The sequence below is a fragment of the Rhodococcus sp. C3V genome (assembly GCF_029269915.1).
Lineage (GTDB): Bacteria > Actinomycetota > Actinomycetes > Mycobacteriales > Mycobacteriaceae > Rhodococcus_F > Rhodococcus_F qingshengii.
In genome coordinates, this window is record NZ_JARJBE010000004.1 from 416,894 (window position 1) to 432,148 (window position 15,255).

Annotated in this window: 13 protein-coding genes; 9 read left to right on the top strand and 4 right to left on the bottom strand. The window is 63.3% G+C overall.

Annotation, left to right across the window (positions count from 1 at the left end; translation table 11 throughout):
- Positions 1–139: 139 nt before the first annotated feature.
- Together P3G66_RS14320 and P3G66_RS14325 are read right to left on the bottom strand one after the other, a co-directional pair.
- Entirely contained in the window at positions 140–907 is a 768-nt protein-coding gene (locus P3G66_RS14320) for a sensor domain-containing protein (protein WP_228401058.1), read from the bottom strand.
- Positions 904–1,830 (bottom strand): hypothetical protein, encoded by a 927-nt coding sequence (locus tag P3G66_RS14325; RefSeq protein ID WP_003941753.1) that lies wholly within the window; start codon positions 1,828–1,830, stop codon positions 904–906. Before P3G66_RS14325 ends, P3G66_RS14320 begins: the two co-directional genes overlap by 4 nt.
- A gap of 68 nt (positions 1,831–1,898) precedes the next feature.
- Here P3G66_RS14325 and lspA point away from each other — a divergent pair, with 68 nt between their 5' ends.
- The 5 genes from lspA (at position 1,899) to dnaE (ending at position 8,774) form a co-directional block, all read left to right on the top strand.
- Entirely contained in the window at positions 1,899–2,585 is a 687-nt protein-coding gene (lspA, locus tag P3G66_RS14330) for a signal peptidase II (RefSeq protein WP_058039462.1), read from the top strand.
- A complete protein-coding gene (locus P3G66_RS14335; RefSeq protein WP_007733161.1) occupies positions 2,582–3,508 on the top strand; it encodes an RluA family pseudouridine synthase in 927 nt (308 codons plus the stop codon). The genes lspA and P3G66_RS14335 overlap by 4 nt, the downstream gene beginning before the upstream one ends.
- Positions 3,505–4,188, top strand: coding sequence for a hypothetical protein (locus tag P3G66_RS14340; protein ID WP_007733159.1), 684 nt, complete (start codon positions 3,505–3,507; stop codon positions 4,186–4,188). The genes P3G66_RS14335 and P3G66_RS14340 overlap by 4 nt, the downstream gene beginning before the upstream one ends.
- Before the next feature lie 11 nt (positions 4,189–4,199).
- Complete coding sequence (gene rarD, locus P3G66_RS14345) at positions 4,200–5,138, top strand: EamA family transporter RarD (protein WP_047270138.1); 939 nt, start codon at positions 4,200–4,202, stop codon at positions 5,136–5,138.
- A 99-nt stretch (positions 5,139–5,237) separates the two neighbouring features.
- Positions 5,238–8,774: a DNA polymerase III subunit alpha gene (gene dnaE / locus P3G66_RS14350; RefSeq protein WP_007733155.1), complete on the top strand. Its 3,537-nt coding sequence runs from the start codon at positions 5,238–5,240 to the stop codon at positions 8,772–8,774.
- Positions 8,775–8,866: 92 nt separating this feature from the next.
- On the opposite strand, the gene P3G66_RS14355 is transcribed toward dnaE, so the two are convergent.
- Positions 8,867–9,100, bottom strand: coding sequence for a hypothetical protein (locus P3G66_RS14355; RefSeq protein ID WP_003941759.1), 234 nt, complete (start codon positions 9,098–9,100; stop codon positions 8,867–8,869).
- A gap of 186 nt (positions 9,101–9,286) precedes the next feature.
- On the opposite strand from P3G66_RS14355, the gene P3G66_RS14360 reads away from it, so the two are divergent.
- The 3 genes from P3G66_RS14360 to ilvA all read left to right on the top strand — a co-directional run bounded on the left by P3G66_RS14360 (position 9,287) and on the right by ilvA (position 13,028).
- Positions 9,287–9,721, top strand: a complete 435-nt coding sequence (locus P3G66_RS14360) for a nitroreductase family deazaflavin-dependent oxidoreductase (protein WP_003941666.1) — start codon at positions 9,287–9,289, stop codon at positions 9,719–9,721.
- Positions 9,722–9,818: 97 nt separating this feature from the next.
- Positions 9,819–11,594, top strand: a complete 1,776-nt coding sequence (locus tag P3G66_RS14365; RefSeq protein ID WP_042452851.1) for a pyruvate dehydrogenase — start codon at positions 9,819–9,821, stop codon at positions 11,592–11,594.
- Positions 11,595–11,672: 78 nt separating this feature from the next.
- The gene (ilvA, locus tag P3G66_RS14370) at positions 11,673–13,028 is read left to right on the top strand and encodes a threonine ammonia-lyase IlvA (RefSeq protein WP_007733150.1); all 1,356 of its coding nucleotides are present in this window, start codon (positions 11,673–11,675) and stop codon (positions 13,026–13,028) included.
- 13 nt (positions 13,029–13,041) lie between these two features.
- Here ilvA and P3G66_RS14375 read toward each other — a convergent pair whose 3' ends face one another.
- A complete protein-coding gene (locus P3G66_RS14375; RefSeq protein ID WP_007733148.1) occupies positions 13,042–13,563 on the bottom strand; it encodes a TetR/AcrR family transcriptional regulator in 522 nt (173 codons plus the stop codon).
- A 128-nt stretch (positions 13,564–13,691) separates the two neighbouring features.
- Here P3G66_RS14375 and P3G66_RS14380 point away from each other — a divergent pair, with 128 nt between their 5' ends.
- Positions 13,692–15,236, top strand: a complete 1,545-nt coding sequence (locus P3G66_RS14380; RefSeq protein WP_276116743.1) for an MFS transporter — start codon at positions 13,692–13,694, stop codon at positions 15,234–15,236.
- The last annotated feature ends 19 nt before the right edge of the window (positions 15,237–15,255 follow it).

The window sequence follows — 15,255 nt, forward strand, 5'->3', positions numbered from 1 at the left end:
CTCTGGCTCCTCACATCAGTGTGTCGCGTTGGTCTGTTTCGTACCTACTCTCACCGTTCAGTGTGGACGGGCAGTTGTCAAAGGGTCTGTGGTCCCGAATCATTCGCGTAAGGCCGAGACGGGACCAATCCGCTCGTTGTCAGGGCGTTTGTGCGCGCAGGCGATCGGCGGCGGCCGATGCCATCGAGTGCAGCACGTCGGGGGCGATCGGACTCGGCGCAGTTGCGGACACCTGGGTCAACGTGGTCCCGACTGCGGCCACGATCGCATCGGCGACCAAGGTGAAACCGCCACTCTCCGTGATGATTCGGAAAGCGAAAGACGCGTCGCCGACGTTCGGGTCCGACGCTCCGCCGACGCGATAGGTGATTGTCGTTCCGTCGGCATCGGTTCCTGAATATTCCGCGCACCCGGCCAGCGTGGTCTGAAGTTTCTCGAAAGCTGCTGCTGCCGCGGTGCCGTCGGCGTACGAAGCAGAGTCCTGATCGATGCTCGTGAAATCGGGGCCGGTGAACATGTCGGAGAGGTCGGCGACCGATCCGGGAGCCTGGGTGGCTATCGGCGCCAGAACCTGGGCGCAGACGGCGGGGTCGGTGCTCGACTTGTCCGCCTCCGAACTCTCCGGCGCCGGTGCGAGGCCGAGGTCGTCGACCGGGTCGGGAACTATGTCGAAGTCCGCAGGTAGCTCGGACAGGGTGAGCGCGGCTCGTTGCAGGCCGTCACGGTCGAGAGGCGCCCCGCTCAGCGGTGCGGCCGGAGCAGCCGTGAACGGCGCCAAGCCGACCTGTGGGGCGGAAACCTGCGTAGTCGTGTCGGCACCAGGCGAGTCGTCCGAGCCGCAACCGGTCACGACGAACAGTGCCGCCGTTGCGGTCAGACCAAGTGCGAGAAGCGACCGGCGTGTCACGATTCCCACCGAATGCTGTTGGAGATGGTCTGCCGGATCACCGAGGAGCTGTCCGGGTCGCCGTATGCCTGGTCGCCGCCGACGGTCATCTGTCCGTCGATCGGCAAGGGGAGTGAGAGGTCGACGGTGAGGTTTCCGGAGCCGGCCATGACGTACTGATCGATGTTCAGCGTTCCGGCGTCACCGGCCAGGTTCCAGACCGGGCTCTGCGGGGTCTGCGATACGTCCACCGCGAGCGAAAGCCGATTGCCCTCGCGCGCGGTGAGCGTGACGGTGGTTGTCTGATCGAGCAGGATTTCGCTGCTGACTTGCTGCCGAACCACCCAACGTGCGCCGACACCGACCGGAGCGTCGGGGAGTGCGACGGTCCGGTAGACCGCTTGGCCCAGCGCTTGTTCGATTGCAGCGCGGGCAGCATTGGCCGAGTTGGCGGAGGGCTTCAACCGTAGGGCGGTGATGGCGCCCGAATCCGTGACCGACAATCCGGCCGCAGACCCGTCGGCCCCGCTCAGCGCAGCCTGCAGCGTTGCATCGGGCGAGGTCATCGACGACAGCGTGAGGTCAACGACTGCGGTGGGATCGTCAGCGGTCACGTTTGCCGAGAGCGGGATCGTGATCTCCGGCGAAGAGAAATCCTGCGCCGGTTGTTGATCGATCTGCTGACTCACGACGGCCTGGGTGACGAGCGTCGCCGTCTGCGTGGTGCCGACAGGCAAGTTCGTACGCAAAACCTCGCGCGGCTCGCTTCCCGCCTCGAGAACTTCGACCGTCGCGGCGGTCACCGGAACAGTCACCTCACTCGGCGAGGAGGTCGGGGTGTTCGGAGGTTGATCCGAGTCGCCGCAAGCGGTGAGAACGGTGGTGAGAGCGAGGGCAGCGAGGGCGAACGGAACGCGTCGGCCGGTCGTGGACAGCAGTGGCACGCGCTCCAGGCTAGCCGCAGTTGCAGAGTGCGTGACCCGGTGCGGTGAACATGAGGGATGATGGTTGCGTGAGTACAGACCACCCAGACCGAGATGTCAACGCGGAGGATCAGCCGATTACCGAAATCTCGAAGGCCGACGAGCCCGAAACCGTGAAACCGGAAGCCGTGAAATCGGAAGACGGTGACCTGGCGGTTGCGCCGGTCGAAAAGCCCCGCCGGCTGACCATGCTCATTGCCATCGCCGCTGTCATCCTGCTCTCGGACATTCTCACGAAGGTGTGGGCAGTCGCCGCGGTCAAACCGGGGCAGCCGATCGAAATCATCGGTGACGTGGTCACATTCACGATGGTGCGCAATCCGGGGGCAGCGTTCTCGATGGCGACGTCGATGACGTGGATCCTCACTCTCGTCGCAATCGGTGTGGTCATCGGTGTGATCAAGATCGGTCGCACGCTCCGATCACCGTGGTGGGCGCTCGGTCTCGGCCTCGTTCTCGGCGGCGCGCTGGGTAACCTCGTCGACCGATTCTTCCGCTCTCCCGGAATCATGCGCGGACATGTGGTGGATTTCGTCTCCGTCGGCTGGTGGCCGGTGTTCAACATCGCGGATTCCGCGATCGTCTGTGGCGCGATTCTGCTCGTCGTCCTGACACTGTTCGGCTTCGAACCCAACGGTGAACGCCTGCGTGATCACAAGGCGGACGACAAGAAGTTCACCGAATCGAAGGCTGCAGCCGAGGGAGAAACCAAGTGAGGGAATCCCGTTCGATGCCAGTGCCCGACGGTCTCGATGCCATGCGCGTCGATGCCGGCCTCGCGCGCCTTCTCGGACTCTCGCGCACCGTGGTCGCGACACTCGCGGAAGAAGGCTCGGTACTCGTCGACGGTGTGGCCGTCGGCAAGTCCGATCGTCTGACCGCAGGGTCGTGGCTCGAGGTAGTCCTGCCCGAACCGCCGCGGCCCCTGACCATCGAAGCGACACCGGTCGAGGGAATGGAGATCCTCTACGCCGACGACGACGTCGTGGCAGTCGACAAGCCCGTCGGAGTTGCCGCGCACGCCAGCGTCGGGTGGACGGGACCGACCGTCATCGGCGGACTTGCCGCGGCCGGTTTCCGCATCTCGACGTCCGGTGCCCACGAGCGTCAGGGCATCGTCCACCGTCTGGACGTCGGAACGTCGGGAGTCATGGTGGTTGCCACATCCGAGCGCGCGTACACGTTGCTCAAGCGCGCTTTCAAGCAGCGGACCATCGACAAGCGCTACCACGCTCTCGTGCAGGGACATCCCGACCCGAGCAGCGGAACGATCGACGCGCCCATCGGACGCCATCACGGGAACGACTGGCGATTCACGGTCACGGCCGACGGCAAGCCCAGCGTCACGCACTACGACACCATCGAGGCGTTCCAGGCAGCGAGTCTGCTGGACGTGCACCTCGAAACCGGTCGCACACACCAGATCCGTGTCCACTTTTCGGCGTTGCGCCATCCGTGCTGCGGTGACCTGACTTACGGCGCGGACCCTCGACTTGCCGAAAGGCTCGGCCTCGAGCGCCAGTGGTTGCACGCCGTGTCTCTTGGATTCGCACATCCGGCGGACGGTCGCTGGGTCGAGATCAAGAGCAAGTACCCGAAGGATCTCGAACACGCACTCGAAGTTCTCCGGTCCTCATGACACCGCGCGGGCTTACCCCCGCGCCGGCCGTCGTCGCGGTGGTGGTCGGTGTGGCGGCGGTGGTGGGCGTGGGGTTCGCGAATCCCGTGCCGACCCCGCCGATCCGGACGGACACCCTGGGTCCGGACAGTGGGGAAGCTGTCCCGGACTACCTCGACCGAGCGCGAGATTCCGTCGCGTCGGTCGATGGGCCGGTATGGGCGTTGGTCTCGTTCACGAAGGCACTCACCGTCGACGAGGTCATCACGTCGACCAGCAGTGTTCAGGTGCCGGGCGCTGAGGTCTCGGGCGTTCGCGTGTCCAGGGTCATGTTCCGAGTTCCGATCGAGCGCGTCCAGACGCCGCTCATGTCGGTGCCCGTTCCCGACAACGACGAAGCAGTACGCAGATCGCCCGGTGTTGCAGCCACGCGACTGGTCTCGCTCGGCGGCGACACCGATCGTCAGCAACAGGTGGCGCTCGCGTCGGCGAAGCAATTGTCCGCCGGGTGCGCCTGCGCGGTGGGCGTGCTGGTGCGAGCGACTCCCGAAGGACTCGAAGCGATCGAACATGACTCGAACGTCCGTGCAGTGGAAGCGTTGCCGTCCGACGCCTCGCCGTGGTTGGCAGCCGTCCGTCCCTTGCTGCCGGAGTACGTGGACGTCGTTGCTCCCGGCCCCGACGATGGTCCGGTCCCGTGAACTCCGGTTCTGTGAACAAGGACGAACGCGCTGAGTCCCGTTCGTCCTCGGGGATCTTCTACGGTGTGGCGGCTTTCCTGTTGTGGGGAACGTTCCCGGCATTCTTCGGGCTACTCGACTTCGCCGATCCGGTCGAGATCCTGGCGCACCGGGTGGTGTGGACCCTTCTGTTGATGCTGATCGTGTTGGCCTTTGCCGGCCGCCTCGGATCGCTTCGCGGAATCAGCGCACGCACCTGGCTGCTGGTGACCGCGGCGTCAGCGGCGATCGCCGTGAACTGGGGGACGTACATCTATGCCGTGGTGTCAGGCCGCGTCGTGGAGGCGGCTCTCGGGTACTTCATCAACCCGCTGGTCACCGTTCTGCTCGGCGTCGTGATCTTCCGCGAACGATTGCGTCCCGCCCAGATCGCCGCGCTCGTTCTCGCTGCCACGGCAGTTGTGGTGATCACGGTCGACTTCGGGAAACCTCCGATCGTCGCTTTGCTGCTCGCCGGCTCGTTTGCCACCTATGGGTTGGTCAAGAAGGTGGTTCCGCTCGATCCTCGAACCAGTTTGACTGCCGAGGGAGTCGTTGCCGCACCGTTCGCGGTCGGCTACCTCGTGTTTCTCGGCCTGACCGGGGCCGGTGCATTCATCAGCAGCGGTACCGGGCACAGCCTGTTGCTGCTTGCCGCCGGCCCGGTCACCGCGCTGCCGCTGCTCCTGTTCGGCGTCGCCGCTCAGAGAGTTCCGTTGGCGACGATGGGCATGCTGCAGTACCTCACCCCGGCGCTCCAGATGGCGTGGGGTGTGGCCGTCATGCACGAGGACATGCCGGCGTCACGGTGGATCGGCTTCGTTCTGATCTGGGCTGCACTGGTGATCTTCACGACAGACACCTTCGTCGCCGGTCGACGTTCGCGGCGTTCGGTGAGGTCGAGCGCCGAACCCGAGGTTCCGGTCACGTGACCGGAGGCGGCGCACGGCGACTCCGCTACCTCGGTCGCCGGTCGTGTCGGCAGCGCGGCATACACTCGATCTCGCTCCCAGACCTTCAGAGAGGCGCACGTGGCTGACTCGTTCGTACATCTTCACAATCACACCGAGTACTCGATGCTCGACGGTGCGGCCAAGGTCGGCGCCATGTTCGAGGAGGCCGCTCGTCTCGAAATGACCGCAGTCGGCATGACCGACCACGGAAACATGTACGGCGCCAGCCAGTTCTACAACGAGGCAAAGAGCGCCGGCATCAAGCCGATCATCGGCATCGAGGCCTACATCGCACCCGAGTCTCGCTTCAACACCAAGCGAGTTCTGTGGGGCGATCGCAGCCAGAAGTCCGACGACGTCTCCGGTAGCGGTGCGTACACCCACATGACGATGGTGGCCGAGAACGCGACCGGACTCCGCAACCTCTTCAAGCTGTCGTCGCTCGCGTCCATCGAGGGCCAGCTCGGTAAATGGCCACGGATGGACGAGGAGCTCATCGCCGCGCACGCCGAGGGCATCATCGCGACCACGGGTTGCCCGTCCGGTGAGATCCAGACCCGCCTTCGTCTCGGTCACGATCGCGAGGCTCTCGAAGCTGCCGCGAAGTGGCAGGAGATCTGGGGCCCGGACAACTTCTTCCTCGAACTGATGGATCACGGTCTCTCGATCGAGCGCCGTGTGCGAGAGGGTCTGCTCGACATCGGCAAGCAACTCGGTATTCCGCCACTTGCCACCAACGACTGCCATTACGTCACCAAGGACGCCGCCGAGAATCACGAGGCGCTGCTCTGCATTCAGACCGGCAAGACGCTCTCCGACCCCACTCGCTTCAAGTTCGACGGCGACGGCTACTACCTCAAGTCCGCTGCCGAGATGCGCGCCATCTGGGACAACGAGGTTCCGGGGGCATGCGACAACACCGTTGCCATCGGCGAGCGTGTGCAGTCGTACGAGGACGTGTGGGCGTTCCACGACCGCATGCCGATCTTCCCGGTCCCGGAGGGACACACGCAGCAGACCTTCCTGCGCGCCGAGGTGATGCGCGGACTCGATCGCCGCTTCCCGAGCGGACCGCCGCAGGAGTACCTCGCCCGCGCCGACTACGAGATCGGCGTCATCAACGAAATGGGCTTCCCGGCCTACTTCCTCGTGGTCGGCGACCTGATCAACCACGCCAAGGACGTCGGGATCCGTGTCGGGCCCGGCCGTGGATCGGCTGCCGGTTCGTTGGTGGCCTACGCGATGGGTATCACCAACATCGACCCCATCCCGTACGGGTTGCTGTTCGAGCGATTCCTCAACCCCGAGCGTGTGTCCATGCCCGATATCGATATCGACTTCGATGATCGCCGTCGCGGCGAGATGGTTCGCTACGCGACGGACAAGTGGGGCAACGACAAGGTCGCCCAGGTCATCACCTTCGGCACCATCAAGACCAAGGCTGCCATCAAGGACTCGGCTCGCGTCCAGTTCGGCAAGCCGGGCTTTGCCATCGCCGATCAGATCACCAAGGCGCTCCCGCCGCCCATCATGGCCAAGGACATCTCGGTTTCCGGTATCACCGACCCGAAGCACGAGCGGTACAAGGAGGCAGTCGAGGTTCGAGCGCTCATCGACTCCAGCCCGGACGTCGCGAAGATCTACAAGACCGCGGTGGGTCTGGAAGGGCTGATCCGCAACGCCGGTGTGCACGCCTGCGCGGTCATCATGTCGTCCGAACCGCTCACCGACGCAATCCCGGTCTGGAAGCGCGCCCAGGACGGCGCCATCATCACCGGGTGGGACTACCCCTCGTGTGAAGCCATCGGTCTGCTCAAGATGGACTTCCTCGGTCTGCGAAACCTCACGGTTATCGGCGACACGCTCGAGAACATCAAAGCCAACCGCGGCATCGACCTCGACCTCGACACGTTGCCGATGGACGATGCGGCAACATACGAACTGCTCGCCCGCGGCGACACTCTCGGTGTGTTCCAGCTCGACGGCGGCGGTATGCGCGAGTTGCTGAAACTGATGCAGCCCACCGGATTCGGCGACATCGTCGCCGCATTGGCGCTGTATCGACCGGGACCGATGGGTGTGGACGCCCACATCTCGTACGCCAAGCGCAAGAACGCCTTGGAAGACGTCAAGCCGATTCACCCCGAGCTGGAGGAGCCGCTAGCGGAGATCCTCTCGGAGACATACGGCCTGATCATCTACCAGGAGCAGATCATGCAACTGGCGCAGAAGGTGGCCGGTTACACCCTGGGTCAGGCCGACTTGCTGCGTCGCGCCATGGGTAAGAAGAAGCTGTCCGAGCTGGAAAAGGCCTACGCCGGCTTCCGGCAGGGCATGTTGGACAACAACTTCAGCGAAGCCGCCATCAAGGCGCTGTGGGACACGGTCCTTCCCTTCGCCGGGTACGCGTTCAACAAGTCGCACTCCGCCGGCTACGGACTCGTGTCGTACTGGACTGCGTACCTCAAGGCGAACTACCCGGCCGAGTACATGGCGGGTCTGCTGACCTCCGTCGGTGACGACAAGGACAAGTCCGCGATCTACCTCGCCGACTGCCGCAAGTTGGGCATCACCGTTCTCCCACCGGACGTCAACGAGTCACGCGTCGACTTCGCGACCGTCGGCGACGACATCCGTTTCGGTATGGGGTCGGTGCGCAACGTCGGCGCCAACGTCGTCGCTTCGATCATCAAGGCGCGCACCGAGAAATCGAAGTTCACCGATTTCTCCGACTATCTCGGCAAGATCGACGCGATGGCTTGCAACAAGAAGGTCACCGAATCTCTCATCAAGGCCGGTGCTTTCGACTCGTTGGGTCACCCGCGCAAGGGCCTGATGTTGGTTCATGCCGACGCCATCGATTCCGTGATGAGCACCAAGAAGGCAGAGGCGATCGGACAGTTCGACCTCTTCGGCGGTGCCGAGGCGGACGAGTCGATCACCTCGGTGTTCGACGTCAAGATTCCCGAGGAGGAGTGGGACTCCAAGCATCGCCTGGCACTCGAACGAGAGATGCTGGGGCTGTACGTTTCCGGTCACCCGCTCAACGGCGTCGAGCACATTCTTCGCCAGCAGTCCGACACGTCCATCGCTGCGATACTCGAAGGCGGCGTTCAGGACGGTGCCCAGGTAACTCTCGGCGGCATCATTGCCTCGGTGGACCGCCGGGTCAACAAGAACGGTCTGACCTGGTGCATCGTGCAGCTCGAAGATCTCGTGGGTGGAATCGAGGTGCTGTTCTTCCCGCAGGCGTACGCCGTTTACGGGATGGACATCGCCGAGGATGCCATCGTGTTGGTCAAGGCTCGCGTTTCGATCCGAGACGATCGGATGTCGCTGATCGGCAACGACCTTGCGGTGCCTGATATTTCGGCGATCGGGGTCGCGCGTCCCCTGTCGGTCTCGCTGCCGCTTCGCCAATGCACCAAGGACAAGCTCAGTGCTCTCAAGCAGGTGCTGACCAGGCACCCCGGAACATCCGACGTTCACGTTCGGCTGATCGGTGGAACCGAAATCAGCTTGTGGAAGGTCGACGACGTCCTTCGGGTCGAACCGTCCTCGGCACTGATGGGCGACCTGAAGGCATTGCTCGGACCGAGTTGCCTGACGGTCTGACCGCCGAGCGGACCTGAACCGAACGAAGGGACCTTGCTGCTGATGCAGCAAGGTCCCTTCGTGGTTCGCGGGAGTTCGGGGGAGTGCGGTGATCAGGTGGTGCGTGAGTAGTGCACGCGCCGTACCCACCACGTGACTACAGCGGCCGTTGCGGCAGTCAGTACGGCCACCTGCATCGACTGCGTGACGGCACCGGCGACGACGAACAGCACGAACCCGACCACGAGAGCTTCGATCTTGTACAGCGGCCACCGAGTTCCGGCCAGATCGACGCAATAGTCGGGGGAGGGGCGTGATTCGCGAGTGGAGATGTCTGCGGTGGTCATCTCGTCCCTTTCCGATACGGCTGTTCGAAGCTGTGGTTTCAGAGTAGCCAGAGATGAGAGTTCGGGCAAGCGAACTTTATTGATCGGCAGCTCACTTAATCGATCAACCAGGGGAGTGCGCGGGCGACAGGCCTGGTCGGCGTGGTTCGGTGGCCAAGGTGCTCGAGTGGGTGTTCACTGGTACACATGCCAATCACAGGTGAGTACGAACCCAGTCCAGCGTCGTGGGCCGCCGATCAGGTCGCACGCATCGAGAACTCCGGTGGCACCGAGGGAAACGACATGAACGGCATGCCCGTCGTCGTTCTCACGACCATCGGGGCAAAGTCCGGCAAGGTCAGGAAGACGCCGCTGATGCGGGTCGAGCACGACGGTTCGTATGCCGTTGTGGCTTCGCTCGGTGGCGCCCCGAAGAATCCGGTCTGGTACTACAACGTCAAAGCCGACCCGCACGTCACGCTGCGTGACGCGACGCAGGTCTTCGACCTGGTTGCTCGGGAAGTCACCGGCGACGAGAAGGCGGTCTGGTGGGAGCGCGCTGTCGCTGCGTACCCCGACTACGCCGATTATCAGACGAAGACCGATCGTGAGATTCCGGTGTTCGTGCTCGAACCCAAGTAACCCCGCATTCCACAAGAAGCGCTGCATCAATCACAAGTAAATCGTCACTCCCGGGGGTCGGCGATCCCGACTCCCGTGAGTGTGTCATGGAGGTCTGATGAGTCCGAAAACCGTTGCAGATCAATTGGTTCAGCAGCTCGTTGACGCGGGTGTCAGTCGGATCTACGGCATTGTCGGTGACAGTCTCAATCCCATCGTCGATGCGGTTCGTCGCACCGGTGGTTCCGAGAAGGGCGGAATCGATTGGATACACGTCCGGCATGAGGAAGCAGCCGCCTTTGCGGCCGCAGCGGATGCCCAGATCACCGGAAAACTTGCAGTGTGTGCCGGATCCTGCGGTCCCGGAAACCTTCACCTGATCAACGGCCTGTACGACGCTCATCGTTCGGGCGCGCCGGTCCTCGCGATCGCCTCGCACATCCCCAGCGCCCAGATCGGAATGGGTTACTTTCAGGAAACGCATCCCGAGCGGATCTTCATCGAATGTTCGAGTTACACCGAACTCGTCAGCACGGCAGTCCAATCACCACGCGTGGTGCAGTCGGCGATTCAGCATTCGGTGGCTCGAAACGGCGTCTCGGTGATCGTGCTTCCCGGGGACATCGCCGATTGTCCGGCAGAAGGCACCCCGCCGACACTCGTCGAAACTCGAAGGCCGACAGTCGTTCCGGATGCCGGTGACGTCAAGGCGTTGGCAGACGTGATCAACGGCGCACGCAAAGTTGCGATCTTCGCCGGCGCGGGCGTGCGAGATGCGCGCGCGGAGGTTCTGGCGTTGGCCGAAACCGTCGGCGCTCCCATCGGGCATTCACTGCGTGGCAAGGAATGGATCCAGTACGACAATCCATACGACGTCGGGATGACCGGATTGCTCGGTTACGGTGCGGCGCACGACGGTATCCACGGCGCCGATCTCCTGCTCCTGATCGGTACGGACTTTCCCTACGATCAGTTCTTGCCCGACGACGTTCGTACCGCTCAGATCGACATCGCGGCCGAGCGGTTGGGGCGTCGAACCAGCCTGGACCTGGCTGTGCACGGCGACGTCGCGAGCACCTTGAGCGCACTGATTCCGCAGCTCGATCGAAAGACCGACCGCGGGTTCCTGGAGGACACGCTCGCCAAGCACAACACTCTGATGACCAAAGTGGTTGGTGCATACACGGATCCGGTCAAGCAGCGCACGCCGATTCACCCCGAGTATGCGGCCTCGATCTTGGACGATCTGGCAGCCGACGACGCAATCTTCACCGCCGACACCGGGATGTGCAACGTGTGGACGGCGCGCTATCTCAATCCGAACGGATCGAGACGCTTCATCTCCTCGGCGCTGCACGGATCGATGTCCAATGCGCTCCCACATGCGATGGGTGCTGCATGGTCGAGTCCGGGGCGTCAGGTCATCTCGGTGTCGGGCGACGGTGGATTGTCGATGCTGCTCGGTGAGTTGGTCACCGTCGCGATGTACAAGTTGCCGGTCAAGATCGTGGTGTTCAACAACTCGACGCTCGGAATGGTCAAGCTCGAGATGCTGGTCGACGGCCTTCCGGATTTCGGGGTCGACGTGCCCGCGGTCGACTACGCGGCGGTTGCTGCTGCGCTCGGTATCTTTTCGCGCCGAATCGAGAATCCCGCGGATATCGAAGCGGGCCTACGCGCCGCGCTCGATCATGACGGTCCGGCCTTGGTGGATCTGGTGACCGATCCGTTGGCATTGTCGTTGCCGCCCACCATCACCGGTGGTCAGATGAAGGGCTTCGCTTTGGCGATGTCGAAGATGGTGATGAACGGCGGCGTCGGCGAGGCAGTACAGATGGCCAAGTCGAATCTGCGGAACGTGCCACGTCCCTCACAGTTGGATCCGCGCGGCTGACCTACCGCCACCCTGCCTCGCAGACCATGCGGGGCGGGGTGGTGGGAAGGTTGATCTCCGACGTGCGAAAATGGCGGGGTGTCTAACTCGCCCGATGTCGTAGTAACGAAGTCCACCGTCCCCGCGCTCGACGCGCAGGAGATCGACGCGGCCATCGAGCGAATTCAGCACGTCATTGCGGCGACGCCCCTGCAGTACAGCGATCGTCTTTCGGCGTTGACCGGGGCACACGTGTATCTCAAGCGTGAGGACCTCCAGGGCGTTCGTTCGTACAAGATTCGTGGCGCGTACAACCTGATCGCTCAGCTCAACGAGGCCGAACGCGGTGCCGGCGTAGTGACTGCCAGTGCCGGTAACCATGCGCAGGGTGTTGCTTTCGCGTGCCGAACGATGCAGATCAAGGGTCGGATCTACGTTCCGGCCAATACCCCCAAGCAGAAGCGTGATCGCATCCGCGCGCACGGTGGAGCGTTTGTCGAACTGTTCATGATCGGTGAGACCTATGACGCCGCCGCTGCTGCGGCCGCGGAGGACGTAGCCGAAACCGGCGCAACCATGGTTCCGCCGTTCGACGACGTGCGCACCGCTGCGGGGCAAGGAACCATTGCAGCGGAGATTCTCACGCAATTGGACGCCCCTCTCGACACGATCGTCGTGCCGGTCGGCGGCGGCGGTTGCATTGCGGGCATCGCCACCTACCTGCACGAACGGTCGCCGAAGACGTCGATCGTCGGGATCGAGCCGTCCGGTGCGGCGTCAATGACGGCCGCTCTTGTTGCCGGGGGCCCGGTGACTCTTCCCGACGTCGATCCATTTGTCGACGGAGCAGCGGTCAAGAGGATCGGCGATGTTCCCTACGAGGTCGTCTCACGTCTGGGTGCCGCCGTGGTGTCGCACGCGTCGTTGCCGCTCGTGGCTCGTCAACTTCAGACACGGTCCGGTTCGGGATCGTTTGTCGTCAATCAGATCGACGAGGGCGCTATCTGCACGGCGATGCTCGAGCTGTATCAGAGCGAGGGCATCATCGCCGAACCCGCGGGAGCGCTTTCCGTTGCGGCACTTCAGAATTTGACGTTCGAGCCGGGTTCGACCGTCGTGTGCCTGATCTCCGGTGGCAACAACGACGTCTCTCGTTACGGCGAAATCCTCGAGCGTTCGCTCGTTCACCTCGGGCTCAAGCACTACTTCCTGGTCGACTTTCCGCAGGAACCGGGAGCGCTCCGTCGCTTCCTCTCGGACGTGCTCGGGCCGGACGACGACATCGCGCTGTTCGAGTACGTCAAGCGAAACAATCGCGAGACGGGTGCCGCGTTGGTGGGTATCGAACTCGGTTCCGCCGACGGGTTGGCGGCGTTACTCGAGCGGATGGAGCGCGCGCCGATGCAGTCCGAGAGGCTCGAGCCGGGAAGCCCGGCGTACCGCTATCTGACGTAAGGGACGCCCCCGGTCAGGGCCGCAGTCGCTCGACCACCTGTCGATGCAATTCGGGATCCGGCTGGGGGAGCCCGAGCATGGCCGCCAGATACAGGCCGTCGCCGACGAGTCGGATGATCTCGGCCTGCACAGGGTCGGCGATCTCGGTCTGAAGGCCCTTGTCCCAGCTCCGCATCACGTGGGTGACGGCTTTCTGGATCTCGTCGTGTTGTCCGTCGACTGTTCGCAGTGCCGCGATGATCGACCGGAAGAGTGAGAGTTCTTCGCTTTCGTTCGCATCGGGGATCTGCAGATAGAACTCGGTGACCGTCGTACCGCCGGCTACGGCGTCTTCGAGTTGCTGATCCGAGCGTTCTCCGAGTCTGCGGACCATCGCCGCGAGCAGTGCTTCCTTGCTGGGGAAGTGATAGAGAAGTCCGCCCTTGGAAACCCCGGCTTCGGCGGCAACGCCTTCGAGCGTGACTTGGGCGACGCCGCTGACCAGCAGCAGCTTCTCCAGTGCGTCGAGAATTCGATCGCGAGTGTCGGCAGCCATGTGATGTGACCCTACCCGGAAATAACTTTACCGCTCGGACGGTTCACTGTTACCGTAGACCTACTGTACCGGCTGGACGGTGCAGTGAAGTCTTTTCGAAAGAACTCAGAGAAAGTCGCAGGGGAGCAATGTCAGTGTCGGCAGATCAGACGTCTGCAATCAATCCCGACGAGGTTCGGGCGACAAAGCGTGACTGGGCGGGCTTGATAGTCCTTGCCTTTGCTGTGTTGCTCATCGCAGTCGACGGCACGGTGCTCGATCTTGCGCTTCCGTTCATCAGCGCCGACCTCGAACCGAGCAGCACGCAGTTGCTGTGGATCATCGACGTCTATTCGTTCGTGCTCGCCGGTCTGCTCATCACCATGGGTACGCTCGGCGACCGGATCGGTAGGCGAAAACTGCTCCTGATCGGCGCAGTCGGCTTCGGTCTCGCCTCGATCATCGCCGCTCTCGCTGTCAGTCCCGAGATGCTCATTGCCGCCCGCGTGCTGCAGGGTATTTCCGGTGCAACGCTGATGCCGGCCACCCTCGGTCTGATCCGCACGATCTTCGTCAACCCGCGTCAGCGCACCGAGGCGATCGGTGTCTGGGGCGCGATGGCCGGTGGCGGTACCGCGGCAGGCCCTTTGGTCGGTGGTTGGTTGCTCGAGCACTTCTGGTGGGGTTCGGTCTTCTTGATCAACATTCCGGTCATGATCGCGCTGGTTGTACTCGGCCCGATCCTGATCCCGGAGTCGAAGGACCCCAATCCGGGTCGATTCGACCTCATCAGCGCTGGTCTGTCGATGGCGACCATGTTGCCGCTGGTGTACGCGGTCAAGGAATCCGTGGTGCACGGCGTCAGCATCACGTTGCTGGTGATCGGCCTCGTTGGTCTCGCGGCGGGTTACGTGTTCGTGCGTCGTCAGCGGATGCTGAAGGATCCGATGTTGGATCTGAAGCTGTTTGCCAACGCGTCGTTCTCCACCGCCGTCATCACCAACCTGCTCTCGATCTTCGCGCTGGCAGGTGTCCTGTTCTTCGGCTCGCAGTACCTGCAGTTGGTGCTCGGTAACTCGGCGCTCGACGCCGGGCTGCTGATGCTCCCGGGTATGTTGCTCAGCGCATTCACCGCGGTTGCGGCGGCCTGGTTGATTCGCCGGTGGTCGGTGTCTCACGTGCTCAGCGCGGGCCTCGCGGTTGCCGGTATCGGTGCTGCGATGCTGCTCGCGCTCGGCGTCGGCAGCGGCCCGTTGATGTTCGTGCTCGGCTTCGGTCTGGCCGGTGCTGGTGTCGGTGTCGCGTTGACGTTGACATCGGATCTCGTGGTCAGCTCGGTGGAACCCGAACGCGCCGGCGCTGCGTCCGCTGTGTCGGAGACCGCGTACGAACTCGGCATCGCGCTCGGCGTGGCGATTCTGGGCAGCGTGGTGATGGCGATCTTCCGCAAGGGAATCGACACCTCGATGCTCGAAGCAGATCAGGCGCATGCTGCACAGGGCACACTCGGCGGTGCCCTGCAGGAAGCAACGTACCTACCTGGTGAACTCGGTTCGGTGCTTGCCGATTCCGCGAAGTCGGCGTTTGTCGACGGTATGCACGTTGCTGCCGGTGCAACAGCTTTGGTTCTGTTCGTCAGTGCCGCATTGGTGTTGAGGATGCTGCGGAGTACACCAGAGAACGCGAAGCGTTAATACCGGAATTTCGAGAGTT

Excerpts from the sequence above, each read along its gene's own strand:
- P3G66_RS14375 (WP_007733148.1), bottom strand. The coding sequence starts at position 13,563 with ATGGCTGCCGACACTCGCGATCGAATTCTCGACGCACTGGAGAAGCTG.
- P3G66_RS14380 (WP_276116743.1), top strand. The coding sequence starts at position 13,692 with ATGTCAGTGTCGGCAGATCAGACGTCTGCAATCAATCCCGACGAGGTT.
- P3G66_RS14340 (WP_007733159.1), top strand. The coding sequence starts at position 3,505 with ATGACACCGCGCGGGCTTACCCCCGCGCCGGCCGTCGTCGCGGTGGTG.
- P3G66_RS14360 (WP_003941666.1), top strand. The coding sequence starts at position 9,287 with ATGCCAATCACAGGTGAGTACGAACCCAGTCCAGCGTCGTGGGCCGCC.
- P3G66_RS14365 (WP_042452851.1), top strand. The coding sequence starts at position 9,819 with ATGAGTCCGAAAACCGTTGCAGATCAATTGGTTCAGCAGCTCGTTGAC.
- P3G66_RS14355 (WP_003941759.1), bottom strand. The coding sequence starts at position 9,100 with ATGACCACCGCAGACATCTCCACTCGCGAATCACGCCCCTCCCCCGAC.